This window comes from Pseudomonas sp. 32_A (assembly GCF_017490905.1).
GTDB lineage: Bacteria > Pseudomonadota > Gammaproteobacteria > Pseudomonadales > Pseudomonadaceae > Aquipseudomonas > Aquipseudomonas inefficax.
This window is the reverse complement of sequence record NZ_JAFGYI010000015.1, coordinates 45,055-71,298: the sequence shown is the minus strand read 5'-3', so window position 1 is coordinate 71,298 and position 26,244 is coordinate 45,055. Positions and strand designations below refer to the sequence as shown.

The following is a 26,244-nucleotide window of genomic DNA, read 5'->3' as shown; positions in this document are numbered from 1 at the left end:
AATGCCATCCCTCAGACTAGATGCTTATCTCCACGACCTATTGCTCAAAATGTAGAGCCATGGCATGGATTGCGTATGTCATTAAACTGGCGCCTCCTTCGCGGCGCCGCTGCCTCCAGCCTATCACACACTGCTACCTAGGAGATCACCTGCGAGGGATGCTAAGCAGCAGTGATTTTTCGCGGGTGCAATAGAGATTCATCCGGGTAGTTTCTCAGTGAATGGTACAAAAATGGTACGAAAGATATTTTTGGGGGATGAAGGTAGCGCGAACAAAGGGTTCTTGGAAAAACATGCCCAATCCATCATCGGTGCAACGCTGAAGCGACGGGAAGGCTCAGGGCGCGTGGTTGCTGGGTTAGAGCCTGGGTTTGTGGTCATATCGTTCAACGTGTCTTGTACCAAATTCAGCAATTTCGAGGGTGTTTGTAGCAATCCGAGGGCGCGAGGTAGCAAAAGTCGACGGCGGGAGATCGGTGATTGCTAGGGCAGGCGGCTAGTTTATCAAGAGAGCAGGGTATCCGTCTGGACTCGATCTATGCGCGGCCCTGCAGCCTTATGCCGGATCACCTCCGGCATAGGGCACGCGTTTCCCGCCGATCTCAGCCGAAAACGGACGAAGGTCTCGCAGATGGCATACCTCAAAACCCCTGGCGGCCGTCTAGCCAAGTTACTTGAGCGGCACGTAGATATCCGTTTGCCATTGCTCCAGCGGCGTTTCCGGATACACGCTCAAATAGTGAAAGAACAACGGATGGTCACGCAGTTCCTCGTTACTCGAAGGCAACCAGTCCCGATAAACCGGATAGATGGTTTCACCAATGTAGTCAGGCGACCCGGTATGCCGGAGTACGGCGCAGCGGCCCGCCGGGATGATGCGTTCGTGCACGCCAAAATCATTCGGCTGCACGGCTTCGTCTATCTCGCCACACACGGCGAAGCGAAAGGCGTGCGCCGGGGTGGTATCGGGGTTGTCGTAGGGAATGCCGAAGGTTCGGCTGCTGGCCACCGGTGACTGACCGCTTTGAATGCGCCATTGGCGAAAACGCGCAACGCTTTCACTGATGAGGCTGGGCGCCCCTTGGTGTTCGAGCGCGGCTACATGAGTTTCGGCGAAATCCACGATACGGATCTGCATGGTGATGCTTCTGGAATGATGGGGAACAATGAAAACCGCACTCCAGGCCTGCCAGTTCGGGGCCTTGGCGAATACGCTCGGCGCCATGCCAAAAGCACGCTTGAAGGCCCTGGAAAAGGCTTCGGGGCTTTCGAAGCCGGCGCCGAGAGCTGCTTCCAGCACCGAGATGGCAGGCGAGGCGACCAGTTGATGCGCCGCGCGTCGAAGCCTCATCAGTTGCACATACCGTGAAACCGGAACGCCGATGTATGCCGTGAACTGCCGATGGAAATGAAATGCCGAGAAGTGGGCGACGCGGCTCAGGGCAGTTACCGACAGGTCACCTTCGAGGTGGCTGTCGATGTAGGCAAGCACGGCTTCGAACCGTTTTGCGTAGGTTGGGTTGTGCTGTGAGTCAGTCAACGAGCGGAATCTCCGGAAGGTGCGGTGAGCGCTAGCATCCGTTGTTCAGGCATGGAGGTGCCTAGCCGTGATTGCTGTATCCGGGATTGTCCTGACCGTACCGTGGATGGTACCGGTGCTTGCGGTGTTCGCAGGGGAGGGCAGTAGGGTGAGTGCGATCGCTGGCGCTTCCGTGCAAGGGAAAGCGCCAGCGTAACTGTCCCGGCATGATCAGTCGACTGGCCGCAGCGGTAGTTCACCCCGATCAATGAGGCGCGCTGGCTACCGCATTGCGTTCGCCAGAAAACGCTTGTAGGCCACCTGGGTCAGAATGCGTACACCAAGGTGGCCGTGGCGCTACGCGGGCTGCCATACCAGCCACGTGAGCCGATCGCCGTGTAGTAGGTCTTGTCGAACACGTTGTCGAGGTTCAGCGAGACGCTGGTTTGCGGCGTGAGGGTATATTGCGCCATGAGGTTGACCACGCTGTAGGCACCCTGGGTGAAGGTCTCGTGGTTGGGGCCTGCGTTTTTCTCGTACTCCGAGCCTTGCCAGCGCACACCACCGCCCACTTTCAACTGTGGCAGTGACTGCAGTCGGTAGCTGGTGAACAGTTTGAGGGTGTCGCGGGGTACTTCGGTGAGCAGGCGGTCGCCATCTGAGTTCTTGCTCACGGCATAGGTGTAGCTGGCCGATACTTGCCAGTCAGGCAGGATCTCGCCCGCCATTTCCATCTCGAAACCGCGGGTCCTGGTGCCGGACTCGGCACGGTAGGCCTGGTTGCCGTCCGGCGCCTTTTTGTCGCCGTCCTTCACGGCCAGGTTGTCCTGGTGCACTTCGAACACGCTGAGTGCAGCAGTCAGGCGCTTGTCCCAGAACTCGCTCTTCAGGCCCAGCTCGTAGTTCACGCCCTCCAACGGGTCGATGTAGCTGCCCGATGCAGTCTGTTTGTCTTGCGGGTTGAAGATGGTGGTGTAGCTGGCATAGGCCGACCAGTTGTCATTGATGTCGTAAACCAGCCCGATGTAAGGGGTGACGACCCCGGTTTCGCTGCGCGAGGTGTGTTTGGTTTCACCGCTCGCCAACTGCTCCTCGGTTTCGTCACGTCGCCAGTCGATCACCCGCGCGCCGGTAATCAGCGACAGGTCATCGGCCAGGCTCCAGCGCACCGAAGCCACCAGGCCGTCCTGGGTTTCGTCCAGCGCATTTTCCGTCGTCTTGTTGTGGATGGCGTCAGGTATTGGCAACGAGCCATCCCAGTCATGGATGTTGTCGATGTCCTGCCAGGTCCAGAGATGGTAGCCGTCGTTGCGGTAGTAGGCCCGGTAGTGGCTGAGCCCGACGTACGCTTGGTGCTCGCGCGATAGCACTTCGAACGGGCCCGTAGCCGACAGGTCGAACGAGGTCTGCCGAGGTTCGCCTGCCCAACGACCAGTCCAGGTCTGGATGCCGCTGCCATCAGGGTTGACTGTGCCGCTGGCGGCGGTGGCAAATACGTCGTCGTAGCTTCGGCGACTGTGCTCAGCGTTGAATTTCAGGTGCCAGCCGTTGGCCAGGTCGTGATCCAGTGTGGTGAACAGGGTCTTGGTGCGACGCTTGTGATAACTCCAGTCCGAGGCCGAATTGAACGAGCGGGAAGGGCTGAAGTGACTGCCATCGGAGTTGAACATCGGGAAGCCGTGGTTACCGGCGCCGTCGTTGTCCATTTCCTGATATTCGGCCCCCACGGTCAGCATCGTGCTGTCGGTGATATCCCATTCCAGCACCCCATAGGCCACCTGCCGTTCCAGGGACTGGCGGTCTACGTAGCTCTGGCTGTCGGTGTTCGAGGCCACGAGGCGCCCGCGTACGTGGCCGCTTTCGGACAGCTTGCCGGACACATCCAGCTCGGTGCGGTAAGTGTCCCACGAGCCTGCTTTCAGGGTCAGCTTGCGTTGCGTTTCAAAGGTCGGCTTCTTGCGAATCAGGTTGACGGTCGCACCGGGGTCACCGGTGCCGGACATCAGCCCCGTGGCACCGCGTACCACCTCGACCCGGTCATACGACACCATGTCGGCAAGGTCATCGCGAAAGCCAAAGCTGTTGGGCCGGTTGAGGCCGTCGACCTGGATGGTGCCGACTTCAAAACCACGTACGTAGATATGGTTGGCGTCGCTGCCGGCCGGCCCCATGCTGTCGACGACCACGCCTGGGGTCTGTTCCAGTACCTGGGCAACATCGTTCAGGTTCTGGTCTTCGATCTGCTGGCGGGTCACCACGCTTATCGACTGTGGTGTCTCGCGTGCCGAGAGGCGCAGCCCGGTTGCCGTATTGGCCGAACCTGTGATGTAGCTGCCGCTGCCTTCGGTGGTGGCACCCAGCCCTACGCTGGAGACCGTCGTTGCAGCGAGTTCCATCGTGCCGTCCTGGCCGGGTCGGGCCAGCATGTAGTGCTTGTCTCCCGCTTGCTGCACCTGCAGGCCGCTGCCTTGCAGCAGTTGTGCGAGGCCTTGCTCCAGCTCGTAACTGCCCTGCAGGCCCTCACTGCGCAGGCCAGTGATTTCTTCGTTGCTGGCGCTGACAGTCACCCCGCTTGCCGTGGCGAACTGGTTGATTGCAACTTCCAGCGGCCCCGCCGGGATGCTGTAGCTGACAGGCACGGCCCAGGCATTGGCACTGGCCAGCAGCGAACCCGAAAGGCTCGCCATTAGTGCGGCTTGGCGAATGCTGAAGGCGGGGGGAGAAAAACAGGCGGACATCCATTGGCTCCTTTCGATGGACTTTGCGGACGCAATAGTGAGAAGCGTATTGATAATAATAATGCTTCGCATAAAGGCGGCCGGATACTTGTCTTTCCTCCTGCTATTGTCAATCCGTGTCTTGCGTTTTTGCGGGCGGGTGCAAGCCACTGCCCGTTGCTTGCAGCACCAGGCCATGCATAAAACCACTGGAGTAAATAAATCTGATTTACAATTGCGTCCCTTTTGCCGAGGCTGACGATTCGTGGATGCGCTGTCGCTTGTCTATCAGCACCTGACCGAGTGGGTAATCACGCCTGTTACCGACCAGTTGTTCGGCATTTTCAATATGAACGGCCGTTTCGGGGCCTTGTTCCTTTGCATATCCTACGGTGCAGCCTATGGCCTGTTCCGCGTCAGGAAGCGGCGCGGCCTGAGCAGCGCCCATTCGTTCTGGCAATTCATCGGCGGCGCCCGTGTACATCTTCATCCCTCTGCGCTGCTGGATTACCGCTACTACTTCGTGCGGGCAATCCTCAAGGTTGCGCTGGTGCTGCCTGTCGTCCAGCTGGTCGATCCGTACATCCTGCGCTCCGGCGATTACCTGGCCTTTTTCAGCAACCTCTGGGGCGCACGCCCGCGCGTGGGCGAGAACCTCGCCCTGTCCCTGCTTTACGGGTTGGGAGTGTTCCTGCTCAAGGACTTCATTCATTACTGGGCGCACCGGGCCTTCCACTCCCGTTGGCTCTGGGCCTTTCACAAGGTCCATCATTCGGCACCCGTGCTGGTGCCGGCGACGGCGAGCCGGGTACATTTTGTGGAAAAGATCGTCGAGAAACTGAGCACCGGCATTTGCATCGGCCTCTACGCCGGGTGCTTCTGGTACCTGTGCGGCGGTGAAGTCAGCCGCTATACCCTGTTCGGCGTGACCTACCTGGTGTTCATCTTCAACAGCCTGGCGGCCAACCTGCGGCATAGCCATGTCTGGCTGTCGTTCGGCCCGCAGCTGGAACATGTGTTGAACAGCCCGGCCCAGCACCAGATCCATCACAGTGACGCCCCACGCCATTTCAACCGCAACTTCGGCACCAACCTGTCCCTCTGGGACTGGATGTTCGGCACGCTCTATGTCACCACATCGACGCCTGAAAGCATCCGCTTCGGCACCGGCGAGCAAGACCACCAGCGTTACCTGACGGTCTATAGCCTGGTCATCACGCCATTTGTCGAAACAGGCCGCAAGGTCCTGGTGAAACGCCAGCGCAAGGCTGTGCTGGGCGCATCCGGCAGGGCAGGCCGTTAGCTGATCCCGCTGTTGGCAAATTCGTCGCCGAGAAAGTCCAGTAGCGCCCGCACCGATGGAAGCAGACCACGACGGGACGCATAGACGGCATGAACAACTCCCGTGCGGGGCGCCCAGTCTGGCAGCAGGTTCACAAGCTTGCCGTCATTCAGGTCTTCACGCACCACCACGGCGGGCATGTGCACCGCACCGGCGCCCGCAAGCGCGGCCTGGCGCAGGGCGACAAGGTCGTCGGTGACCATTCGCGGCTGATAGCGCACTTGCGCGCTGGCATCCTCGGGGCCATCCAGCTGCCAGTAGTATTCGCGTTGTACAACGCCCCAGTGCAGTGTCGGCAGGGCAGCAATATCGGTAGGGGTCGGCCTTGCCGGAAGGTGCTCGCGCAATGCCGGGGCGCCCACCACATGCTGCCGGCTTTCGCCCAGCACCTTCATCACCAGGTCACTGCTCTCCAGTGGGGGAAAGCGCACCCGCAAAGCGATGTCGATGCCTTCCGGGATCAGGTCCACCTGGCGGTTGGTGCTCTGCACATGCAACTCCACCAGCGGGTACCGCACCATGAATCGCGCCAGCATCGGGCCGACCCAGAAGTTCAGCAGCGCCGTGGGACAGCTCAGGTTCACCACTCCGCGCGGCTCGGCGCGGTGCTGCTCGACGGCCTCGGTGGCCGCCGCCGCTTCCACCAGCATCGCCACACAGTGCCGGTAGAACACCTGGCCGATCTCGGTCACCGAGAAGTGTCGCGTCGAACGCTGGATCAGCCTCACGCCCAGGCGCTCCTCCAGCCCGGCAATGCGCCGGCTGAGCTTCGACTTGGGTTCGCCCAGTGCGCGGCCGGCCGGGTTGAAACCGCCGTGCTCCACCACCTGGGCGAAATAGTAGAGGTCGTTGAGGTCTTCCATTTCAGTGTTCCTCTGGCAGAACACTGATAGTAGTTTTTGCCAACTACCGAAGCAATTGTTCCATCCGTATCGTGACTCCATAGCAGAGCGGACATTTCGGGCAGATGGCCCGCCATGTCACACCCCCGGACTTAGGCGACGCCTGGTCCGGATGAACGCCCGCGCAGGAGGCGCGGGTTTCCCGGCCCGGATGCCCTGTCAGGAGAACCGACATGACCAACTTCTCGCAGATTGCCAACTTCAACGGCCAGCGCCCGGTGATCGACCCCGACGACACTGCCATGCTGCTCATCGACCACCAGAGCGGCCTGTTCCAGACGGTCAAGGACATGCCCATGACCGAACTGCGCAACAACGCCATCACCCTGGCCAGGATCGCCACCCTGGCGAAGATCCCGGTGATCACTACCGCCTCGGTGCCGCAGGGCCCCAACGGCCCGCTGATCCCAGAGATACACGAGGCTGCGCCCCATGCGCAGTACGTGGCGCGCAAGGGTGAGATCAACGCCTGGGACAACCCCGAATTTGTCGCCGCTGTGCAGGCCACCGGCAAGAAGACCCTGGTCATCGCCGGCACCATTACCAGCGTGTGCATGGCCTTCCCGGCGATCGCCGCAGTCAACGCCGGCTACCGTGTGTTCGCGGTGATCGATGCCTCCGGTACCTATTCCAAGGCCGCCCAGGAAATCACCCTGGCCCGCGTCGTCCAGGCCGGCGTGGTGCCTATGGACACCGCCGCAGTCGCCTCGGAAATCCAGCGCACCTGGAACCGCCCCGACGCCGCGCAGTGGGCCGAGGCCTACAGCCTGATCTTCCCGCACTACCGCCTGCTGATCGAAAGCTACGCCAAGGCCCAGCAGGTCGTGACGGAGCACGAAGTGCTCGATTCGCAACGTTGATGGCTTGCGGCCCGGTGGTTTGCTGCCGGGCTGTACTTGTGGGAGCAACTGTCTTGCCCCATCAGGTTGCCTCATTGCCTGTAGGAGCAGCCTTGTGCTGCGAAGAGGCCGCTACCGGCAAAGAGGATTTTTTGCCCTACCGGCCTCTTCGCAGCACAAGGCTGCTCCTACTGATCCTGTGCATGTCTGGAAGTCGGTGCTGATAATGTGGGAGCGGCTTTAGCCGCGAAGAATCCAACTCGGTGCATGGCACCGGCTGCGCCGGTGTTCGCGGCTAAAGCCGCTCCCACAGGGGCCCTGCTAATGCAATGAGTTAGTGCTGCTCCATGAGAGCCCACGCCGCCGTGTTGCTGCTGTGCCGTGAGAATGGTTGTTCCTACAAGAACTAATCAGATTTTTCCCCTTCCTCGTAGTCCATTTCTGAATCATCCTTTTCAAGCCGTTTCACCATTGCGATGGAAACCTGAGCCCCCTAGTCTCGCCTTGTCGTTGCAAATTCAACGACCGGGTCTGCAAGCCCGTTGCTTGGTTTGGTCTCAGTTTGCTGTTGGCTTCGTTCAATGGTGGCTGCGTGCGGGTGGTCTTCGGGCCAGCCGGGAACCGACCTCCAAGCCCGGTCTTGCAGGCCCGCATGTAGCCGCCACCCTATCATCTGCAAGTGATCTGGCGACGGTCCGACTTGTTATTGTCTGGAGGCTGTCATGCTTAAACTCGTTCCCGATCCACCTTTCTCAAACGACCCATCTCATCACCTGGAAGACACCCTGACCCAGGCCACGGAATACGTGCTCTGCGCCTTGTCCGTAGGTCATCACGCCGTAGCCTCGCTGCCCAGATCTCCCGCCACGATCATGACCCTGGCGGTCATGCATGAAATGGAGGCTGTGCGCATGCTGCTGGAGTCGGCGATTGCGCAGGTGCAGCTTCGAGACGGGCAGCCGATGCATACATTGCATTGATGGGCTGACTTTCAAATTTTGCCAGCCTGGCGGTGCGGTTTTCCTACCAGGGACTGCAACCGGGAAATCGCACTGGCCGGCAGATTCAAAAGAGGGTTTCAGATGGACAAGGAATTGGATGACGACACTGGCACGCTGGGCCTGACCGTAGGCGCGGCCACCTTCCTGGACGGTGTGCTGGACGGCAAGAAACTGTTCCGCGTAGAGGCGGGAAACTGCTGTGACCATGCCATCGAACAAGCGTCGGTATTGATGGATTGCTCACGGCGAGCATCGTTTATCGGGGTGATGGACAACGAACCGGTGCTGGTCTGGGCTTCGCACTTTCTCTGCGACATGGCCAAGGCGCTGATGGATGACGCGCATATGGGCATGCGCAAGAACCGCTGACCTGCCCCCGGGGCGGCGATGTTGTGCAGGCAACAGCGTTCCAGCAGCTTGTTCGACCGCATGCAGCCAGCATCGCCGACAAATTGAACTAACCAATTGAAATAAAGGCACTTTAAAGCCTGGCATGTTTGCTGCTCCTGTCTCCTTGAACCCAAGGGTCACCAAGGAGCCTTACCATGAGCCAAGCCCCGATCAAGTTCGCCTACTGGGTCCCCAACGTCAGTGGTGGCCTAGTGGTCAGCACCATCGAACAGCGCACCAGTTGGGACATCGACTACAATCGTAAGCTCGCGCAAATCGCCGAACAGGCCGGTTTCGACTACGCCCTGTCGCAAATCCGGTTCACCGCCGGCTACGGCGCCGACAACCAGCACGAGTCGGTCACCATCAGCCACGCGCTGCTCGCTGCCACGGAAAAGCTCAAGGTCATCGCTGCCATCCTGCCGGGCCCGTGGAACCCGGCGCTGGCGGCCAAGCAGCTGGCGAGCATCGACCAGTTCACCAACGGCCGCATCGCCATCAACGTGGTCTCGGGCTGGTTCAAGGGCGAGTTCCACGCCATCGGCGAACCCTGGCTGGACCACGACGAACGCTATCGCCGTTCCGAGGAATTCATCCGTGCGCTGAAGGGCATCTGGACCCAGGACAACTTCACCTTCAACGGCGACTTCTATCGCTTTCGTAACTACAACCTCAAACCCAAGCCGCTGCAGCAGCCGCACCCGGAGATTTTCCAGGGCGGCAGCTCGCGCGCCGCAAGGGACATGGCGGCGCGCGTGTCGGACTGGTACTTCACCAACGGCAACAGCGTGGAAGGGATCAAGGCGCAGGTCGACGATATCCGCGCCAAGGCGGCGGCCAACGGCCATTCGGTGAAGATCGGAGTCAACGCCTTCATCATCGCTCGCGACACCGAAGAGCAGACGCGCGCGGTGCTGCAGGAGATCATCGACAAGGCCAACCCCGAGGCGGTGCGGGCGTTTGGCCAGGAAGTGAAGCATGCCGGTTCTGCCAGCCCGGAGGGTGAGGGCAACTGGGCCAGGTCCAGCTTCGAAGACCTGGTGCAGTACAACGATGGCTTCAAGACCAACCTGATCGGCACACCGCGGCAGATTGCCGAGCGCATCGTTGCGCTGAAAGCAGTGGGTGTGGATCTGATCTTGTCCGGGTTCCTGCACTTCCAGGAGGAGGTAGCGTACTTCGGCGAACATGTGCTGCCGCTGGTGCGTGAACTGGAGACCGGGCGCAGCGTGGACAAGGCTGTGGCCTGAAGCCGGGCGCAGGGCGGGCTCGGCACCTTGCCTTGGGCTGCCGGAGCACCCCGTGGGAGCGGGCATGCCCGCGAACACCGGCGTAGCCGGTGCCATGCACAGCGTTGGATTCTTCGCGGGCGCGCCCGCTCCCACAGGGTACGCGGACCGCTTGCGCATTCAGTTCTCTAAGCCACAGCGCGGCAGACTGCATAAGGCCAGAAACAACCCGCGTCGGTTTCAGGATGCGCCTGGTCGTTCGCACGCAATCCCCGGGCGCCACAAGTGCCATGCTTGCAGGATGCCTCGGACCAGTGCGCGCAGACGTGCGGCCGCAGGCAAGGAGGCCGCTGGCACCACGCAACCGTGACGTGGCCGGCGCGCCGCAGCAGAACACGCCGGATACCTGCCCTCACAACAATTCAGGCAGGGTCCGTGATGCCGAGGTCCGCTGTATGCCTGATGAATTGCTCCACCTGCCTGTGATCCACCGCATTCTGGCCCGTGACAAGGATACCCCCGGCGCGCTGTTGCCGATCCTGCATGCCATCCAGCACGACATCGGCTACATCCCCGATGCCGCTGTCGCCGAAATTGCCCATGCCCTGAACCTCAGCCTGGCCGAGGTGCGTGGGGTGATCAGCTTCTACCACGATTTCCGCACCACGCCACCGGCGCGCCACACCCTGCGCCTGTGCCGCGCCGAGTCGTGCCAGAGCCGGGGCGCCGAGGCGCTGGCCGCACAGCTGCGCGAACAGCTGGCGCTGGACGACCACGGCACCAGCGCCGACGGCGCCATCAGCCTGCGCCCGGTGTACTGCCTGGGGGCTTGTGCCTGCTCGCCAGCGCTGGAACTGGACGGCCAGGTGCATGCGCGCCTTACCCCTGAGCGCCTGCGCGCGCTGGTCAACGCCTGCCAGGAGGACGCAGCATGCTGAAGCTGTATATCCCCTGCGACTCTGTAGCCCGCGCCGTCGGCGCCGACCAGGTCGCCGATGCCTTGCAGCGGGAGGCCGAGCGCCGTCAGCTGCCGCTGGACATCCAGCGCACCAGTTCCCGCGGGCTGTACTGGCTGGAGCCGCTGCTGGAGTGCGACAGCGCGCAAGGGCGCCTGGGTTTCGGCCCGGTCACCCCGGAAGATGTGCCGTCCTTGCTCGACGCCCTCGCCAGTGAAGCCGATGGCCACTCGCTGGCGCTGGGGCCGGTCGAAGACCTCCCTTACCTCAAGACCCAGCAGCGCCTGCTGTTCGCCCGCGCCGGTATCACCCGCCCATTGTCGCTGGACGACTACCGCGCCCATGGCGGTTTCGCCGGCCTTGAAGCGGCCGTGGCCATGGACGGCGCCGAGGTGGTCGCCGCCGTGCTCGATTCCGGCTTGCGCGGCCGCGGTGGTGCGGCGTTCCCGGCTGGCATCAAGTGGCGCACCGTGCGTGACGCCGGAGCCGGGCAGAAGTACGTGGTGTGCAACGCCGACGAGGGTGACTCCGGTACCTTTGCCGACCGCATGCTGATGGAAGGCGACCCGTTCCTGCTGATCGAAGGCATGATCATTGCCGGCCTCGCCGTGGGTGCCGACAAGGGCTACATCTATGTGCGTTCGGAGTACCCAGACGCCATCCGCGTGCTCGACCAAGCATTCGCCATCGCCCGTGACGCCGGCTACCTCGGCAGCGACGTGGCCGGCAGCGGCCAGGCCTTCGACCTGGAAGTGCGGGTCGGCGCCGGCGCCTATATCTGCGGCGAAGAAACCGCGCTGCTCGAATCCATCGAAGGCAAGCGCGGCATCGTCCGCGCCAAGCCTCCGCTGCCTGCGCTGCAGGGCCTGTTCGGCCTGCCGACGCTGGTGCACAACGTGCTCACCCTGGCCTCGGTTCCCATCATCATGGCCAAGGGCGCGGCGTTTTATCGCGACTTCGGCATGGGCCGCTCGCTGGGCACCATGCCGTTCCAGCTGGCCGGCAACATCCGTCAGGGCGGCCTGGTGGAGCGCGCCTTCGGCCTGACCCTGCGCGAGTTGGTGGAAGGCTATGGCGGCGGCACGGCCAGCGGCCGGCCGCTGAAGGCTGCGCAGGTTGGTGGCCCACTGGGTGCCTGGGTACCGCCAAGCCACTTCGACACGCCGTTGGACTATGAAGCCTTCGCCGCCATGGGCGCGATGCTCGGCCATGGTGGTGTGGTAGTGGCCGATGACACCTTGAACATGGCCAGCATGGCGCGCTTCGCCCTGCAGTTCTGTGCCGAGGAGTCCTGTGGCAAGTGCACCCCGTGCCGCATCGGCTCGACCCGAGGCATGGAAGTGGTCGACCGGTTGATCGCCACCAGCGACATGACCGAACGCCACGACCACGCGCTGTTGCTGCGTGACCTGTGCGACACCATGCAGTACGGCTCGCTGTGCGCCATGGGCGGCATGACTGCCTATCCGGTGGCCAGCGCGTTGAAGTACTTCCCCGCCGATTTCGGGCTGACCCACACGGAGGCCGCGCAGTGATCAATTTCTTCGACCCCGCTTCTGATAAAAGCAGCGACCTCGGCACCCCGGCCCGTGACAGCGAGGTACAGGTCAGCCTGAGCATCGATGGCCGTGCCATCACTGTGCCCGCCGGCACATCGGTGATGCGCGCTGCAGCCATGCTCGGTACCAGCATCCCCAAACTGTGCGCCACCGACAGCCTCGAAGCCTTCGGCTCTTGCCGCATGTGCATGGTGGAAATCGAAGGCATGCGCGGTTACCCGGCCTCCTGCACCACCCCGGTCAGCGAAGGCATGGTGGTGCACACCGAAACCCCGCGCCTGGCCGGTTTGCGCCGCAACGTGATGGAGCTGTATATCTCCGACCACCCGCTGGACTGCCTGACCTGTTCGGCCAACGGCAACTGCGAGCTGCAGACCGTGGCCGGCCAGGTGGGCCTGCGCGAGGTTCGCTACGGCTATGACGGTGCCAACCACCTGGCCGAGAAGAAGGACGTATCCAACCCGTATTTCGACTACGAGCCAAGCAAGTGCATCGTCTGCAGCCGCTGCGTGCGCGCCTGCGAGGACATCCAGGGCACCTTCGCCCTGACTATCACCGGGCGCGGCTTCGAATCGCGCGTAGCGGCGGCGGGTGGGGAAAACTTCCTTGCCTCGGAATGCGTGTCGTGCGGCGCCTGCGTACAGGCTTGCCCGACCGCGACCCTGACGGAAAAGAGCCTGGTGCAGCTGGGCCAGCCCGAGCGTGCGGTCATCACCACCTGCGCCTACTGCGGCGTCGGCTGCTCGTTCCGTGCCGAAATGAAGGGCGACCAGTTGGTGCGCATGGTCCCCGACAAGAACGGCGGCGCCAACCACGGCCACGCCTGCGTCAAGGGCCGCTTCGCCTGGGGCTACGCCACCCACCCGGACCGCATCACCAAGCCGATGATCCGCAAGCGCCTGGAAGACCCGTGGCAGGAAGTCAGCTGGGACGAGGCGGTAACCTACGCCGCCAGCGAGTTCCGCCGCATCCAGCTGAAGTACGGTCGCGATTCCATCGGCGGCATCACCTCCAGCCGCTGCACCAACGAAGAAGCCTACCTGGTGCAGAAACTGGTGCGCACGGCGTTCGGCAACAACAACGTCGACACCTGCGCGCGGGTTTGCCACTCGCCCACTGGCTATGGCCTGAAGCAGACCCTGGGTGAATCGGCTGGTACGCAGAGCTTCGACTCGGTGATGCAGGCCGACGTGGTGCTGGTGATCGGCGCCAACCCCACCGACGCCCACCCGGTATTCGGCTCGCAGCTCAAGCGCCGCCTGCGTCAGGGTGCGCGGCTGATCGTGATCGACCCGCGGCGCATCGACCTGGTCGATTCGCCGCACGCCCGCGCCGAGCTGCACCTGCAACTGCGCCCCGGCACCAACGTGGCCATGCTCAATGCCCTGGCCCACGTGATCGTCACCGAAGGCCTGCTGGCCCAGCGCTTCATCGATGCCCGCTGCGAAACCGAGGATTTTGCCCGCTGGCGCGACTTCGTCAGCCTGGCGGAAAACGCCCCCGAAGTGCTTGGCCCGGTCTGCGGCGTGCCTGCCGAGCAGATCCGCGCCGCCGCCCGGCTGTACGCCACCGGCGGCAACGCGGCGATCTACTACGGCCTGGGCGTGACCGAGCACAGCCAGGGCAGCACCGCGGTGATGGGCATCGCCAACCTGGCCATGGCCACCGGCAACATCGGCCGTGAAGGGGTAGGGGTGAACCCGCTGCGCGGGCAGAACAACGTGCAGGGCTCGTGCGACATGGGCTCGTTCCCTCACGAACTGCCTGGCTACCGGCACATTTCCAACGAAGGCGTGCGCGCCGAGTTCGAGCGTGCCTGGGGCGTGACCCTGCAGCCCGACCCGGGCCTGCGCATCCCCAACATGTTCGAGGCGGCGCTGGATGGCAGCTTCAAGGCCTTGTACTGCCAGGGCGAGGACATTGCCCAGAGCGACCCCAACACCCAGCACGTCACCGCAGCCCTGCTGGCCATGGAGTGCGTGGTGGTGCAGGACATCTTCCTCAACGAAACAGCCAAGTTCGCCCATGTGTTCCTGCCGGGCAGCTCGTTCCTCGAAAAAGACGGCACCTTCACCAACGCCGAGCGGCGCATTTCGCGGGTGCGCAAGGTGATGGAGCCGCTGGCTGGCAAGGCTGACTGGGAGGCGACCGTGGCCCTGGCCAATGCCCTGGGGTACCCGATGAACTACCGCCACCCGTCCGAGATCATGGACGAGATCGCCCGCCTGACGCCTACCTTCCACCGCGTCAGCTACGCCGAGATCGACCGCCACGGCAGCCTGCAGTGGCCGTGTAACGACGCAGCGCCGGATGGCACGCCGACCATGCACATCGACCAGTTCGTACGTGGCAAGGGGCGCTTCATGCTCACCGGCTACGTGCCCACCGAAGAGAAGGTCAACAACCGCTACCCGCTGCTGCTGACCACCGGCCGCATCCTCAGCCAGTACAACGTCGGCGCCCAGACCCGGCGTACCGGCAACGTTGCCTGGCATGACGCCGACCGCCTGGAAATTCACCCGACCGATGCCGAGAGCCGTGGCATCCAGGACGGTGACTGGGTCGGTATCGGCAGCCGCGCCGGGCAGACGGTGCTGCGCGCCAAGGTCAGTGCACGGGTAGCGCCGGGCGTGGTGTACACCACGTTCCACTTCCCCGAGTCGGGGGCCAACGTGATTACCACCGACAACTCCGACTGGGCCACCAACTGCCCGGAGTACAAGGTGACGGCGGTGGAGGTGGTGAAAGTGTTCCAGCCTTCGCAGTGGCAGAAGCGCTATCAGGACTTCAGTGACGAGCAGCAGCGCTTGCTGAAGGAGCGCCGTATTGCGGAAAAAGCCGAGGTGCGCCGATGAGCAGTGAGAGCCTGGTCAAGATGGCCAACCAGATTGCCCATTACTTCGACAGCGAGCCAGACCGGGCGCTGGCGGTGCAAGGGGTACGCCAGCATCTGCAGAGCTTCTGGACGCCGGCGATGCGTCGGCAGCTGGCGCAATGGATCGAGGCCAATGCAGGAGAAGGGCTGGACCCGAAGGTCCAAGAGGCGTTGGCCTAGAGATTTCTTGTAAGAAATCTCCTGTGGGAGCGGGTTTACCCGCGAATGCGTCGTTGGACTCACCGCCGCTTTCGCGGGTAAACCCGCTCCCACAGGGGCCCTGCAATTTCAAGGAATCATGTGTCCTCCTGAGGAAGGCAAACTCAACCGCGGGCCAATTCCGCCAGGTGGGCAATTGCCTCCTCGCTCTTGAGCACCAGCACATCCCCTTCCAGCGCATCCAGCACCACCTCCGAGGTATTACCAATCAACGCCCCGGAAATCCCCGTGCGGCACACCGTGCCGATCACCGTCACCACCGCGTCCAGCTTCTTCTCGGTATGCGGAATCAGCACATCCGCAGGCCCTTCGGCCACATGCAGGCGGTCTTCGCTGATGTCGTACTCTGCCTGGAACGCCTTGCAAGCCTCGCGGTAGCGCTTTTCGATGGTCTCGCTCAGCTGGTACACCGGGTCCGATGCCGACAGCATCGGCGACGGATGGGCGCTGATGACGTGCAACTCACCCTTGGCCAGTTCGGCAATCTCGAAACCATGGTCGATGATGCTGGCATGCAGGCGGCGGTGGTCCTCATCCTGGTTGCCGACATCCACCGCGGCCAGGACCTTGCCGCCGGTCCACGGCCGCTCGCTCTTGACCATCAGCACGGCACACGGGCACTGGCGCAGCAGCTTCCAGTCGCTGGGGGTGAGCAGGGCCTTTTTCAGCGGGTTGTCCGGGCGGTGTTCCTTGATCACCAACTCGCAGCCCTCGGCCTGCTGCACAGCGATGATGGATTCATGCAAGGTGTCATGCCAGGCCTGTTCATGGGTAACGTTGTCATAGCCATCATCATGCAGTTGGCTGCTCAGCAGGCTCAGCAGCGCGCTGTGATCGTGCCTTTTGTCGCACATCAGCAGGTGCAGGCGGGCGCCGGTGAGGCCGGCGATCAGCTTGGCCCGGGTCAGCGCCCGGCTGTGGGCGTGCTCTGGGTCGAGGACGACGAGGATGCTGCGGACGGCTTGCATGGGCGTTAGCTCCCTTCAAAGGTGGCGACCAATGCCTGACTATAGTCGGCGCTTCCCCCGCTGGCGCTTGATGTACATCAAGCATAGTCACTGGCGCCGCCCGCCGCCGCCGGTATAATCGCCGGCCCTGCCTGTCCTGTGTGGTTGCACGTCATGTCCCTGATCCCCGAAATCGACGCCTTTCTTGGTTGCCCGACACCAGACGCCTGGATCGAAGCGGCGCTCGCCGACCAGGAAACCCTGCTGATCGACCACAAGAACTGCGAATTCAAGGCTGCCAGCACCGCCCTGAGCCTGATCGCCAAGTACAACACCCACCTCGACCTGATCAACATGATGTCGCGCCTTGCCCGCGAGGAGCTGGTGCACCACGAGCAGGTGCTGCGCCTGATGAAGCGTCGTGGCGTGCCGCTGCGCCCGGTGTCGGCGGGGCGTTATGCGTCGGGGCTGCGGCGGCTGGTGCGCGCCCACGAGCCGGTCAAGCTGGTGGATACGCTGGTGGTGGGGGCGTTCATCGAGGCGCGCAGCTGCGAGCGCTTTGCCGCGCTGGTACCGCACCTGGACGAGGAGCTGGGCCGCTTCTACCACGGCCTGCTGAAGAGCGAAGCGCGCCACTACCAGGGTTACCTGAAACTGGCGCACAACTACGGTGAAGAGGCAGATATCGCCCGCCGGGTGGAACTGGTGCGCGCAGCAGAGGTGGAACTGATTCAGTCACCGGACCAGGAGCTGCGCTTCCACAGCGGTATCCCGATGGCGCAGGCCGCCTGACTCGCGCCAGGCGGCCCAGGTGTCAGTGGCGGCGGCCCAGCAGCAGGCCGACCACCAGCCCGAGGCCTGCGGAAATGGCCACGGTCTGCCACGGGTGGCCACCGATGTAGTCCTGGGTAGCGTCCATCACCGGTTGCGCCTTGCTGCGCACCTTGTCGGCGGCATGGCGCGCCTGGCGTAGCTTGAGGCTTACCTGCGCGCGCAGGGTTTCCGCCTCGTCACCCACCAGGGCGGCGCTGTCGTTCAGCAGCCTTTCCGATTCTTCGATCAGCGCCTGCAGTTCGCTGAATACCTGGTCCTTGATCTGATCGCTGTCGGCCAGCGCGGCTTTTTTCCGGGCCATGAACTCGTCCTCGTCGATGGTGTGGCTTGAACAATGGATGCCGGCGCGTCGGGAAAGTTGCGGCGGCTTTGGGCTGTTGCAATACCTGGGTGTAAGATAGCGGCCATTTTCAAACTTGCAGGTACCTTCATGAGTTTCAATCTGGCCAACATGAGCTTCGAGGAACGGGCGCAGATCGAGGCAGAGAAGGCCCGGCTGTTCGAACTGTGGCAGAACAACCTGGGCAAGGCCAAGGGCGAAGCGGCGCGGCTGATCGCCGAAAAACCACGGCGCAAAGGCAAATGGGCCGAGTGGGTGCGTGCCGAGCTGGATGGCATGTCGCCGCCCGAATATGCCAACATGGTGCGCAGCGAAGTCAACAAGCTGATGGCCGCAGCCAGCGCCAGCCGCTGATCTCACTCTGCCAGGCGCTTACCAGTAAGTGCCCTTGGGCAGGTCCAGCTTGCCCTCGTCGGTAAAACGCACGGTCCCCAGCAGCCCGCCGGCCAGCTTGCCGCGCAGCACATAGGGCAGGCCTTGCAACGAGCCCGCCTGGCCCAGCCCATAGGCCTGGCGCAGGAAGGAAAACGCCGTGATGCTCACCGGCACCACGACCACTGCTTCGCCATAACGGCCGATGTGCCCCTGCTGGTCGCTGACCCCGGCAGCCAGCGGCTGGCCGTTCACTTCCAGGTTCAGGGCGATGCCGTTGTAGTCGATCGGCGCCTCGTTGGGGTTTTGTACCCGCATCTTCACCGCCATGCGCAGTTCCAGCTCCTGCCCGGGCAGCGGCTCGATACCGATCACGCTGATATTGACCGGGTCGCGTGCCTGGAACAGCGCACAGCCTCCCAGGCCGAAGGCCAGCAGCAGGACCAGAAACAGGCGGGCGTAGCGGTGCAGACGGGCAGCCATGGGGAGCGACCTTGCAAGATTGGGCGAATGGGCAGTGTGGCAAATACGCGTCGGCGTTGAAAGTCTCCTTCCAGATGAAAGATACTGTTTCTCATTAACGCCCGATAACTTCTCCTACTGGCCGTTCCCAAACCCATGCTGACCTCTCCCGCGCCGGGCTTGCTGGCAAGTTTCCAGGAGCACTACGACGACCTGCTGCAGTTCCTGACCCGGCGCATGAGCGACCGCCAGCGCGCTGCCGACGTCGCGCAGGAAACCTACCTCAGGCTGGTGAGCATCGACCAGCAGGCGGTGCCGGTGTTACACGCGCGCAGTTTCATCTTCCGCGTCGCCGGCAACCTGGCGATCGATGCCTTGCGCCGCGAGCAGCGCATTGCCGCCAGCCACGACGACAGCGAGCGGGCAGGTGAGGTCGCCTGCCCGGCACCGGCCCCCGAGGCGGCCTTGCTGGCCCGGGAGCGCCTGCAGATCCTCGACCAGGCGCTGCTGCAGCTGTCCGACAATGCCCGCCAGGCGCTGTTGCTCAACCGCGTCGACGGCCTGACCCAGGCGCAGATCGCGCAGCGCCTGGGGGTTTCCGAGAGCATGGTGGCAAAATACATCGGCCAGGCCTTGCGCCATTGCCGTAACTGGCTGAAACAGGCTGGGGTGGCGGCTGCACTGGTGTTGGCCGTTGCTGTGGCGGGTTGGCAGCAGGCGCCGGTGCTGCTGGCGGATTACCACACCGGGGTCGGCGAGCGACAGGTGATCACCCTGGCCGATGGCACCCGGGTGACGCTGAACAGTGCCAGTGCCCTGAGCGTGGTGTTCAGCGACGATGAGCGGCGGGTGGTGTTGGAGGCTGGTGAGGCCTTGTTCGAGACCACCGATGATTCACGGCCCTTTGTGGTCGATACGGCTGGTGAGCGGGTGCAGGGGAGCGCGGCCACCTTCAGCGTGCGTCGCGATGGCAGCGTGGTATTGGCTCGTGGCGAAGCCAAGGTTGGCGCGCATGAACTGGCAATAACGGCCGATGCCGGCACGCAGTTGGCCTGGCAGCGCGGCAAGCTGATCTTCAACGGTAAGCCGCTGGGGCAGGTGCTGGCGGAGCTGGAGCGTTATCGGCATGGGCGGATCGTGCTGTCGGATGGCAAGCTGGCGGCGATGGAGGTGAGCGGGGTATTCGACCTCGATGAACCTGAGGCCCTGTTGCGCACCCTCGAGCAGCGCTATGGGCTGAAGGTGACCTACCTGCCGTGGTTGGCCGTGGTTCATTGATTCGCCTGTGCCGGCCTCTTCGCGGCTGAAGCCGCTCCCACAGATACTGCACAGGTCTGGAAGTCTGTGGAGATTCCTGTGGGAGCGGCTTCAGCCGCGAAAAGGCCGGCACAAGAAAATTTTTTTATCTTGCACTGCAAGTTCCTGCCAGCCAGATCGTCGTAGTGGGACTGATCAGCAACCAATTCTCATTTACGACTTGTCAGGAAGCTCATTCGTGCCTCTGATGCTCAAGCCTTTGCACCGCCGCCGCGGTCCGCTTCACCATGCCCTGATGTCCTGCAGTGCCCTGGCCATGCTGGTCGGTCCGCTGCAGGCGTTTGCCTCGCCCGCCACCGAACAGGCGCAGACCCAGGCCCGCCAGGTCCAGCTCGACCTGCCGGCCCAGCCGCTGGATCAGGCCCTGACCTCGTTCGCCGACCAGGCCGGCCTGCACCTGCTGTACACCACCGGCGATGTCGCCGGCCAGGCCAGCCCGGCCTTGCAAGGCAGCTACAGCATCGAGCAGGCCCTGCAGCAGTTGCTGGCCGGCAGCGGCATGAGCTGGCAATTCAGCGATGCCCGCACGGTAACCCTGCGCAAGGTCGACCCCGCGCCGCAGGCGGTCAACCTCAAGCCGATCGAGGTCAGCGTGGCCTCGCGCACCAGCACCGCGATCAGCGAAATCCCCGGCACCGTGTGGGTGGTCGACCAGCAGCAGCTGCGCGAGCAGATCGACAGCGGCGTCAGCCTGAAGGAAGCCATCGGCAAGCTGGTGCCAGGCCTCGACCTGGCGCCGGAAGGGCGTACCAACTACGGCCAGAACATGCGCGGGCGCAACGTGCTGGTGATGATCGACGGGGTCAGCCAGAACAGCTCGCGCGGCCTGTCACGCCAGTTCGACAGCATTTCGCCGTTCAACGTCGAACGCGTCGAAGTGCTGTCTGGCGCCAGCGCCATCTACGGTGGCGGCGCCACCGGCGGCATCATCAACATCGTGACCAAGAAGGGCGAACCCGGCCCGGCGCGCTTCGAGACCCAGCTCGGTGCCAGCAGCGGCTTCAACAACAGCGACGACCTGGCCACCCGCTTCGCCCAGTCGATCAGTGGCGGCAACGAGCGGTTCAACGCCCGGCTGGGGGTTTCCGGCGAGCAGAACGAAGCCTTCTACGATGGCGCCGGCGACCAGATCTTCATCGACAACACCCAGACCGACCTGCAGTACAACCGCACCATCGACGTACTCGGCACCTTGGGGATGCAGCTGAACGACCAGCAGAGCCTCGACCTGCTGGCCCAGTACTATGACTCGGGCAACCACGGCAGTACCGGCATCTACTTCCCCAACCTGAACTACAACGCCCCATCCGACCTGGAAGATGCCGAACTGCGCAGTGGCTACTCGTCGGACCTGGAGCCACGCACCCGGCGCCTGCTGCTGAACGCCAACTACCACCACACCGACGTGCTGGGCCAGGACTTCTACCTGCAGGCCTCGTACCGCAAGGAAGACGACAACTTCTACCCGTTCCCGTACTACAACCGCGCCACGCCCACCGGTTCGCGCGGGGTGTACTTTGCCGCCTCGCAGCAGAACTTCGAAGTCACCAGCCTCAAGGGCCTGTTCGCCAAGCAGTGGGACGCGCTGAAGCTGACCTACGGCGTCGACCTGGACCGCGAGCGCTTCAACGCCGAGCAGACCACCTTCAACGCCCAGACTTCGTCCGAGTCGGGTGGCCTGGAGCTGGAAAAGGACAGCAAGGCCGCACGCTACCCCAGCTACCGGGTCGATGGCGTGTCGGTATACGCCCAGCTGGACTGGCATGCCACCGATAACCTGACCCTGTCCGGCGGCGCCAGGCGCCAGCAGATGGATGTGGACGTCAGCGACTTCAAGGGTGTGCCGGGCGGCAGCAACGATTACCAGGTCAACCTGTTCAACGTCGGTGCCATCTACGACTTCAAGAATGGCCACCAGGTATGGACCAACTACGGCGAAGGCTTCGACCTGCCCGATCCGGCCAAGTACTACGGCAAGCCCGGGCTGAGCGTGGCCGACAACCCGCTGGCCGGCATCAAGAGCCGCCAGGTGGAACTGGGCTGGCGCTATGCCGACCTGGACTGGGATGCCCAGGCGGCGCTGTACTACATCTGGTCGGACAAGATCATCAACGTCGACTCGCAGACGCTGACCATCAATGTGGAAGATCAGAAGAGCCGTGACTTCGGTTTCGAAGGCGCACTGACCCGGCACTTCCAGACCGGCTGGGAAGCTGGTGGCACCCTGCACCTGACCCGCTCCGAGGAAGAAGATGCTGATGGCGGCTGGATCAAGCGCGATGCCCGCTATGCCTCGTTGTCGAAGGCTACCGCGTTCGTCGGCTGGAAGGGCGATGGCCGCAGTGCACGGCTGCAGGCCAACCATGCCTTCAGCCTGAAGGACGATGCCGACCACGAGATCGACGGCTACACCACCTTCGACCTGCTGGGCAGCCAGGACACCGGCTTCGGTACTTTCAGCGCCGGCATCCAGAACCTGCTGGACAAGCAGTACAGCACGGTCTGGGGGCAGCGTGCGACGCTGTTCTACTCGCCGACCTACGGGCCGGCGTACCTGTATGACTACCAGGGGCGCGGGCGTACCTACACCCTGACCTGGAGCATGGCTTACTGAGCCTGCGCGGTTCTGTGGGAGCGGCCTTGTGTCGCGAAAGGGGTGCGAAGCGCCCCCAGGATTTCAGCTTTGCAGCACATATTGCCGGGGCCGCTTTGCGGCCCTTTCGCGGCACAAGGCCGCTCCTACAGAGACCGCACATGCCTGAGGAAGTCGCGGTCCCTGTGGGAGCGGGTTTACCCGCGAAGAGGCCCGGTCAGGCAAACGCCGCCAGTAAATCCTGCGCAAACGCCTGCTGTGCCTCGCCAACCACCTGCGCCCGGTGCCTGGCCAGGGTAAACGGCACCACGAAGTCCAGCCCAGGGTTCAGCGCCCACAGCAGCCCCTCAGCCTCCCACGCTTGCGCGCAGTGGCACGGCAGATAACCAATATGCCGCCCCGACAGAATGAACGTCAGCACGCTCTCGATCTGCTCCGCCACCGCCATGCTGCGCTGGCTCTGGAACGGCTCGCCGCCCTTTAAAAACCGGTACGGATGGCGCACCTGGTCCATCGCCGACAACCGCTCCCGCCCAACGCCAGCCTCACCGAACAGCACATGGCCCTTGCCGCAATACAGCCGTTGCCGTTCCTCGAACAGCGGCTGGTAATCGAAGGCTGCCTGGTTGCCGGAAAAGTAGCTGATGGCGTAATCCAACCGCTGCTCCAGCAACAACCGCTCCAGCTCCGCCGGCGGCGCACTGATCAGCTCCAGCTGCACCGCCTCCTCGCGCCTGCGAAACGCGGCAATGGCCGCCGCCAGCTTCAGGCTCACCGCCTTGTCCTGGTTCTCCGCCATGCCTAGGCGCACGGTCCCCAGCAGCCGCCCGGCAACGCCATTGGCCTGCTGGCGAAACTGTTCGATGTTCAGCAACAAGCCACGGGCGGCGTCCAGCAACAACGTGCCTTTCTCCGTCAGGTGAAAACCGCCCTTGCCGCGACTGCACAGGCGGTAACCCAGCCGCGCTTCCAGCTGCGCCATGCGCTGACTGATGGTGGGCTGGCTCAGGCCCAGCACCCCTTGCGCGGCGCTGAAGCCACCGGCCTCGACTACAGTGACGAACAGCCGCAGCAGGTGCAGGTCGGGGTCATGCACTTGTCCGAGCATTACATTGCTCCTGATGAATGTCAGCTTTGCAAACTTGCCATTTCAGCAATGTAACCCGGCTGGCATGCTCGCGGCATCCACCCATTTGCCGAGGTGTCCGCCATGCGTCGATCGTTGTGCCTGCTGTCCCTGGTCCTGGCCTTGCCGCTGCAGGCCGAAGAAAAGGTCGTCAACCTCTACAGCTGGGCCGACTATGTCGCCCCGCAAACTCTCCAGCGCTTCGAGCAGGAAACCGGCTACAAGGTGCGCTACGACACCTTCGATACCACCGAAGTGCTGGAAACCAAGCTGCTGACCGGTGGCAGCGGCTATGACGTGGTGGTGCCGTCGTCGGCGGTGCTGGCCCGGGCGCTCAAGGCCAACGCCCTGCAGCCGCTCGACCCCCAGGCCATGCCCGGCTATGCCAACCTCGACAAGGACCTGCTGGCCAAGCTCGCCGAGGCCGACCCCGGCAACCGCCATGCCGTGCCCTACACCTGGGGCACCTTGGGCCTGGGGGTGAATGTGGAGGCTGTGCGCCAACGCCTGGGGGATGTGCCGCTGGGCAGCCTCGACCTGCTGTTCAAGCCTGAGTACGCCAGCCGGCTGAAGGACTGCGGCATCGCCATGCCCGACTCGCCCCAGGAGGTGATCGGCGTGGCCCTGAACTACCTGGGCAAGGACCCTTACAGCCAAGACAAGGACGACCTGGCCGCCGCGCAGAACCTGCTGAGCCAGCTGCAGCCGTCGATCAGCTACGTCGCCAATGGCCGGCAGATCAGCGACCTGGCAAACGGTAGCGTGTGCCTGGCGCTGACCTACAACGGCGATGCGGCGATGGCCGCCGACCAGGCGCGCCGTGCCGGCAAACCGTTCGAGCTGATCTACCGCATCCCCCGCGAAGGCACGCTGGTGTGGCAGGACAACCTGGTCATTCCCAAGGACGCCCCGCACCCCGAGGCCGCGCGGGCGTTCATCGCCTTCATGCTCAAGCCCGAGTCGGTGGCCGCGCTGACCAACACGCTGTTCTTCGCCAACGCCAACCAGGCGGCCACGCCGTTGGTGGACGAAGCGGTACGCAACGACCCGGACATCTACCCGTCGGCCGCAGTACGCCAGCGCCTGTATGCCGACCGCAGCATGGCCCTGGCCGACCTGCGCCAGCGCAACCGCCTGTGGACCGCGTTCCGCAGCCGCCAGTAACCAATAACGACAAAGGAGCCCGACCGTGGAGCAAGCCGCAAACAACGACCAGGCCATCACCCGCGACAGCCTTTATGGCACCGCTGCGGAAAGTACCTACGCAGGCATTACCAGTTTCTCCCGCCGCCGTTACAGCCGCGACCTGCGTGGTGTCGATGTGGTGGTCAGCGGTGTGCCGTTCGATACTGCCACCAGCAACCGCCCCGGTGCGCGCTTCGGCCCACGGGCGATTCGCGCCGCCTCGGTGCAGCAGGCCTGGGCCCGGCACTGGCCGTGGGCGTTCGACCCGTTCGACCACCTGGCGGTGATCGACTATGGCGATTGCGCCTTCGACAGCGGCACCCCGCAGTCAGTACCGGACAGCATCGAGGCCCATGCCACGCATATTCTGGAAGCAGGCTGCGCCATGCTCACCCTGGGCGGCGACCATTTCATCAGCTACCCGCTGCTCAAGGCCCATGCCCGCCGCCATGGCCCGCTGGCGCTGATCCACTTCGATGCGCACAGCGACACCTGGCCGGACGAGGAAGGCAAGCGCATCGACCACGGCACCATGTTCTGGCATGCGGCCCGCGAAGGCCTGGTGGACCCGGCCAGCTCGGTGCAGATCGGCCTGCGCACCACCAATGACGACAGCCAGGGCTTTGCCATCCTCGACGCCCGCCAGGTGCATCGGCAGGGCACCGAGGCGGTGATCGCGGCGATTCGCCAGCGGGTGGGCGAGCGGCCGGTGTACCTGACCTTCGATATCGACTGCCTCGATCCGGCCTATGCGCCCGGTACCGGCACACCGGTGTGCGGCGGGCTGAGCACGGTGCAGGCGCTGGAGATCCTCGGCGGGCTGCGCGGCATCAACCTGGTGGGCATGGACCTGGTGGAGGTGGCGCCAGCCTATGACCATGCCGATATCACCGCGCTGGCGGGGGCCACCCTGGCGATGGAAATGCTGTGCCTGTATGCGGCGCGGCACAAGGTGGACAAGGGCCAGTAACCTGGGGCCGCTTTGCAGCCCATCGCGACACAAGGCCGCTCCTACAGGTAATCGCATACCCCTGTAGGAGCGGCCTTGTGTCGCGATGGGCTGCAAAGCAGCCCCCAGGGCCCATACTGAAACATCAGGAATCATCTCCACCCGCATTCACACTTTTGCCGCGAACCCTTCGCGCCTTAGGCTATCAAACCCACCAGGCGCGGCATTCTCGTACAGGAGGTGAAGCATGACCCCGACATTGCCCATCCTGGCCCTCGGCCTGGTGCTGTGGTTGCCCGCGCAAGCAGCCCCGGAGCTGCCCGTGCAACTCGCCGCCGGCAACAACAACCCCTATAACAGCCCGATCCAGCGCGCCAACCCCAACAGCCGCCAGGGCAGCATGCCGGCCGCACCTCCCGTGCGCGGCCCATCCACCGACCCATACCAGCGCACGCCCACCCTGGACAACCGCGGCATTGGCAACGGCGACAACCTGCGCCGCCAGCAGCAAACCCCGAGCCTGGAGCCCACCCGACCACCTCGCGACAACCCGCGCGCGCCATGAGCGCCC

23 protein-coding genes are annotated in these 26,244 nt (G+C 63.7%); 16 read left to right on the top strand and 7 right to left on the bottom strand.

Annotated features, from left to right (window positions below):
• Nucleotides 1–670: 670 nt before the first annotated feature.
• Together J5M58_RS11680 and J5M58_RS11675 are read right to left on the bottom strand one after the other, a co-directional pair.
• Nucleotides 671–1,540, bottom strand: a complete 870-nt coding sequence (locus tag J5M58_RS11680; protein ID WP_207878178.1) for a GyrI-like domain-containing protein — start codon at nt 1,538–1,540, stop codon at nt 671–673.
• Nucleotides 1,541–1,845: 305 nt separating this feature from the next.
• On the bottom strand, nt 1,846–4,257 hold the full coding sequence (locus tag J5M58_RS11675) for a TonB-dependent siderophore receptor (RefSeq protein WP_207878177.1): 2,412 nt from the start codon (nt 4,255–4,257) through the stop codon (nt 1,846–1,848).
• A gap of 244 nt (nt 4,258–4,501) precedes the next feature.
• Between J5M58_RS11675 and J5M58_RS11670 the strand changes: the two genes are divergently transcribed.
• A complete protein-coding gene (locus J5M58_RS11670) occupies nt 4,502–5,539 on the top strand; it encodes a sterol desaturase family protein (RefSeq protein ID WP_207878176.1) in 1,038 nt (345 codons plus the stop codon).
• Here J5M58_RS11670 and J5M58_RS11665 read toward each other — a convergent pair.
• Nucleotides 5,536–6,441, bottom strand: coding sequence for a LysR family transcriptional regulator (locus J5M58_RS11665; RefSeq protein ID WP_207878175.1), 906 nt, complete (start codon nt 6,439–6,441; stop codon nt 5,536–5,538). The two genes, J5M58_RS11670 and J5M58_RS11665, sit on opposite strands and share 4 nt — an antisense overlap.
• Nucleotides 6,442–6,653: 212 nt before the next feature.
• On the opposite strand from J5M58_RS11665, the gene J5M58_RS11660 reads away from it, so the two are divergent.
• From J5M58_RS11660 to J5M58_RS11625, 8 genes are all read left to right on the top strand, one after another.
• The gene (locus J5M58_RS11660) at nt 6,654–7,340 is read left to right on the top strand and encodes a hydrolase (RefSeq protein WP_112253306.1); all 687 of its coding nucleotides are present in this window, start codon (nt 6,654–6,656) and stop codon (nt 7,338–7,340) included.
• A gap of 701 nt (nt 7,341–8,041) precedes the next feature.
• The gene (locus J5M58_RS11655; RefSeq protein ID WP_112253305.1) at nt 8,042–8,299 is read left to right on the top strand and encodes a hypothetical protein; all 258 of its coding nucleotides are present in this window, start codon (nt 8,042–8,044) and stop codon (nt 8,297–8,299) included.
• 102 nt (nt 8,300–8,401) lie between these two features.
• Nucleotides 8,402–8,689, top strand: coding sequence for a DUF3077 domain-containing protein (locus J5M58_RS11650; protein WP_039614149.1), 288 nt, complete (start codon nt 8,402–8,404; stop codon nt 8,687–8,689).
• Nucleotides 8,690–8,865: 176 nt separating this feature from the next.
• Entirely contained in the window at nt 8,866–9,960 is a 1,095-nt protein-coding gene (sfnG, locus tag J5M58_RS11645) for a dimethylsulfone monooxygenase SfnG (protein WP_207878174.1), read from the top strand.
• Between the two features lie 434 nt (nt 9,961–10,394).
• Nucleotides 10,395–10,877, top strand: a complete 483-nt coding sequence (locus J5M58_RS11640) for a formate dehydrogenase subunit gamma (protein ID WP_054572333.1) — start codon at nt 10,395–10,397, stop codon at nt 10,875–10,877.
• Nucleotides 10,871–12,430, top strand: a complete 1,560-nt coding sequence (locus J5M58_RS11635) for an NADH-quinone oxidoreductase subunit NuoF (RefSeq protein WP_207878173.1) — start codon at nt 10,871–10,873, stop codon at nt 12,428–12,430. Before J5M58_RS11640 ends, J5M58_RS11635 begins: the two co-directional genes overlap by 7 nt.
• Nucleotides 12,427–15,309 (top strand): formate dehydrogenase subunit alpha, encoded by a 2,883-nt coding sequence (fdhF, locus tag J5M58_RS11630; RefSeq protein ID WP_207878172.1) that lies wholly within the window; start codon nt 12,427–12,429, stop codon nt 15,307–15,309. The genes J5M58_RS11635 and fdhF overlap by 4 nt, the downstream gene beginning before the upstream one ends.
• Complete coding sequence (locus J5M58_RS11625; RefSeq protein WP_112253301.1) at nt 15,306–15,509, top strand: formate dehydrogenase subunit delta; 204 nt, start codon at nt 15,306–15,308, stop codon at nt 15,507–15,509. The genes fdhF and J5M58_RS11625 overlap by 4 nt, the downstream gene beginning before the upstream one ends.
• 143 nt (nt 15,510–15,652) lie before the next feature.
• Here J5M58_RS11625 and J5M58_RS11620 read toward each other — a convergent pair whose 3' ends face one another.
• Nucleotides 15,653–16,516 (bottom strand): universal stress protein, encoded by an 864-nt coding sequence (locus J5M58_RS11620; protein WP_207878171.1) that lies wholly within the window; start codon nt 16,514–16,516, stop codon nt 15,653–15,655.
• A gap of 153 nt (nt 16,517–16,669) precedes the next feature.
• Here J5M58_RS11620 and J5M58_RS11615 point away from each other — a divergent pair, with 153 nt between their 5' ends.
• A complete protein-coding gene (locus tag J5M58_RS11615; RefSeq protein WP_015269630.1) occupies nt 16,670–17,287 on the top strand; it encodes a tRNA-(ms[2]io[6]A)-hydroxylase in 618 nt (205 codons plus the stop codon).
• Nucleotides 17,288–17,309: 22 nt separating this feature from the next.
• On the opposite strand, the gene J5M58_RS11610 is transcribed toward J5M58_RS11615, so the two are convergent.
• A complete protein-coding gene (locus J5M58_RS11610; protein WP_112253299.1) occupies nt 17,310–17,630 on the bottom strand; it encodes a YqjD family protein in 321 nt (106 codons plus the stop codon).
• A gap of 129 nt (nt 17,631–17,759) precedes the next feature.
• Between J5M58_RS11610 and J5M58_RS11605 the strand changes: the two genes are divergently transcribed.
• Nucleotides 17,760–18,023: a hypothetical protein gene (locus J5M58_RS11605; RefSeq protein WP_003256287.1), complete on the top strand. Its 264-nt coding sequence runs from the start codon at nt 17,760–17,762 to the stop codon at nt 18,021–18,023.
• An 18-nt stretch (nt 18,024–18,041) separates the two neighbouring features.
• On the opposite strand, the gene J5M58_RS11600 is transcribed toward J5M58_RS11605, so the two are convergent.
• The gene (locus tag J5M58_RS11600; RefSeq protein ID WP_112253298.1) at nt 18,042–18,524 is read right to left on the bottom strand and encodes an LEA type 2 family protein; all 483 of its coding nucleotides are present in this window, start codon (nt 18,522–18,524) and stop codon (nt 18,042–18,044) included.
• Between the two features lie 135 nt (nt 18,525–18,659).
• Here J5M58_RS11600 and J5M58_RS11595 point away from each other — a divergent pair, with 135 nt between their 5' ends.
• Complete coding sequence (locus J5M58_RS11595; protein ID WP_207878170.1) at nt 18,660–19,781, top strand: sigma-70 family RNA polymerase sigma factor; 1,122 nt, start codon at nt 18,660–18,662, stop codon at nt 19,779–19,781.
• A 226-nt stretch (nt 19,782–20,007) separates the two neighbouring features.
• Complete coding sequence (locus J5M58_RS11590; RefSeq protein ID WP_207878221.1) at nt 20,008–22,434, top strand: TonB-dependent receptor; 2,427 nt, start codon at nt 20,008–20,010, stop codon at nt 22,432–22,434.
• 196 nt (nt 22,435–22,630) lie between these two features.
• On the opposite strand, the gene J5M58_RS11585 is transcribed toward J5M58_RS11590, so the two are convergent.
• Nucleotides 22,631–23,521 carry a LysR family transcriptional regulator gene (locus J5M58_RS11585; RefSeq protein ID WP_112253295.1) on the bottom strand — a complete coding sequence of 297 codons (891 nt, stop codon included), beginning with the start codon at nt 23,519–23,521 and terminating at the stop codon, nt 22,631–22,633.
• A gap of 102 nt (nt 23,522–23,623) precedes the next feature.
• On the opposite strand from J5M58_RS11585, the gene J5M58_RS11580 reads away from it, so the two are divergent.
• The 3 genes from J5M58_RS11580 to J5M58_RS11570 all read left to right on the top strand — a co-directional run bounded on the left by J5M58_RS11580 (nt 23,624) and on the right by J5M58_RS11570 (nt 26,238).
• Complete coding sequence (locus J5M58_RS11580; RefSeq protein ID WP_207878169.1) at nt 23,624–24,703, top strand: extracellular solute-binding protein; 1,080 nt, start codon at nt 23,624–23,626, stop codon at nt 24,701–24,703.
• A 25-nt stretch (nt 24,704–24,728) separates the two neighbouring features.
• A complete protein-coding gene (speB, locus tag J5M58_RS11575; protein ID WP_112253293.1) occupies nt 24,729–25,694 on the top strand; it encodes an agmatinase in 966 nt (321 codons plus the stop codon).
• A 226-nt stretch (nt 25,695–25,920) separates the two neighbouring features.
• Nucleotides 25,921–26,238 carry a hypothetical protein gene (locus J5M58_RS11570; RefSeq protein ID WP_207878168.1) on the top strand — a complete coding sequence of 106 codons (318 nt, stop codon included), beginning with the start codon at nt 25,921–25,923 and terminating at the stop codon, nt 26,236–26,238.
• Nucleotides 26,239–26,244 lie beyond the last annotated feature (6 nt).

Bases quoted from the DNA above. Each gene is read 5' to 3' on its own strand.
- J5M58_RS11570 (WP_207878168.1), top strand. From the start codon at position 25,921: ATGACCCCGACATTGCCCATCCTGGCCCTCGGCCTGGTGCTGTGGTTG.
- sfnG (WP_207878174.1), top strand. From the start codon at position 8,866: ATGAGCCAAGCCCCGATCAAGTTCGCCTACTGGGTCCCCAACGTCAGT.
- J5M58_RS11600 (WP_112253298.1), bottom strand. From the start codon at position 18,524: ATGGCTGCCCGTCTGCACCGCTACGCCCGCCTGTTTCTGGTCCTGCTG.
- J5M58_RS11655 (WP_112253305.1), top strand. From the start codon at position 8,042: ATGCTTAAACTCGTTCCCGATCCACCTTTCTCAAACGACCCATCTCAT.
- J5M58_RS11590 (WP_207878221.1), top strand. From the start codon at position 20,008: ATGCTCAAGCCTTTGCACCGCCGCCGCGGTCCGCTTCACCATGCCCTG.
- J5M58_RS11660 (WP_112253306.1), top strand. From the start codon at position 6,654: ATGACCAACTTCTCGCAGATTGCCAACTTCAACGGCCAGCGCCCGGTG.
- J5M58_RS11675 (WP_207878177.1), bottom strand. From the start codon at position 4,257: ATGTCCGCCTGTTTTTCTCCCCCCGCCTTCAGCATTCGCCAAGCCGCA.
- J5M58_RS11640 (WP_054572333.1), top strand. From the start codon at position 10,395: ATGCCTGATGAATTGCTCCACCTGCCTGTGATCCACCGCATTCTGGCC.
- J5M58_RS11595 (WP_207878170.1), top strand. From the start codon at position 18,660: ATGCTGACCTCTCCCGCGCCGGGCTTGCTGGCAAGTTTCCAGGAGCAC.
- J5M58_RS11665 (WP_207878175.1), bottom strand. From the start codon at position 6,441: ATGGAAGACCTCAACGACCTCTACTATTTCGCCCAGGTGGTGGAGCAC.
- J5M58_RS11635 (WP_207878173.1), top strand. From the start codon at position 10,871: ATGCTGAAGCTGTATATCCCCTGCGACTCTGTAGCCCGCGCCGTCGGC.
- J5M58_RS11650 (WP_039614149.1), top strand. From the start codon at position 8,402: ATGGACAAGGAATTGGATGACGACACTGGCACGCTGGGCCTGACCGTA.
- J5M58_RS11615 (WP_015269630.1), top strand. From the start codon at position 16,670: ATGTCCCTGATCCCCGAAATCGACGCCTTTCTTGGTTGCCCGACACCA.
- J5M58_RS11620 (WP_207878171.1), bottom strand. From the start codon at position 16,516: ATGCAAGCCGTCCGCAGCATCCTCGTCGTCCTCGACCCAGAGCACGCC.
- J5M58_RS11580 (WP_207878169.1), top strand. From the start codon at position 23,624: ATGCGTCGATCGTTGTGCCTGCTGTCCCTGGTCCTGGCCTTGCCGCTG.
- J5M58_RS11585 (WP_112253295.1), bottom strand. From the start codon at position 23,521: ATGCTCGGACAAGTGCATGACCCCGACCTGCACCTGCTGCGGCTGTTC.
- J5M58_RS11625 (WP_112253301.1), top strand. From the start codon at position 15,306: ATGAGCAGTGAGAGCCTGGTCAAGATGGCCAACCAGATTGCCCATTAC.
- J5M58_RS11605 (WP_003256287.1), top strand. From the start codon at position 17,760: ATGAGTTTCAATCTGGCCAACATGAGCTTCGAGGAACGGGCGCAGATC.
- J5M58_RS11610 (WP_112253299.1), bottom strand. From the start codon at position 17,630: ATGGCCCGGAAAAAAGCCGCGCTGGCCGACAGCGATCAGATCAAGGAC.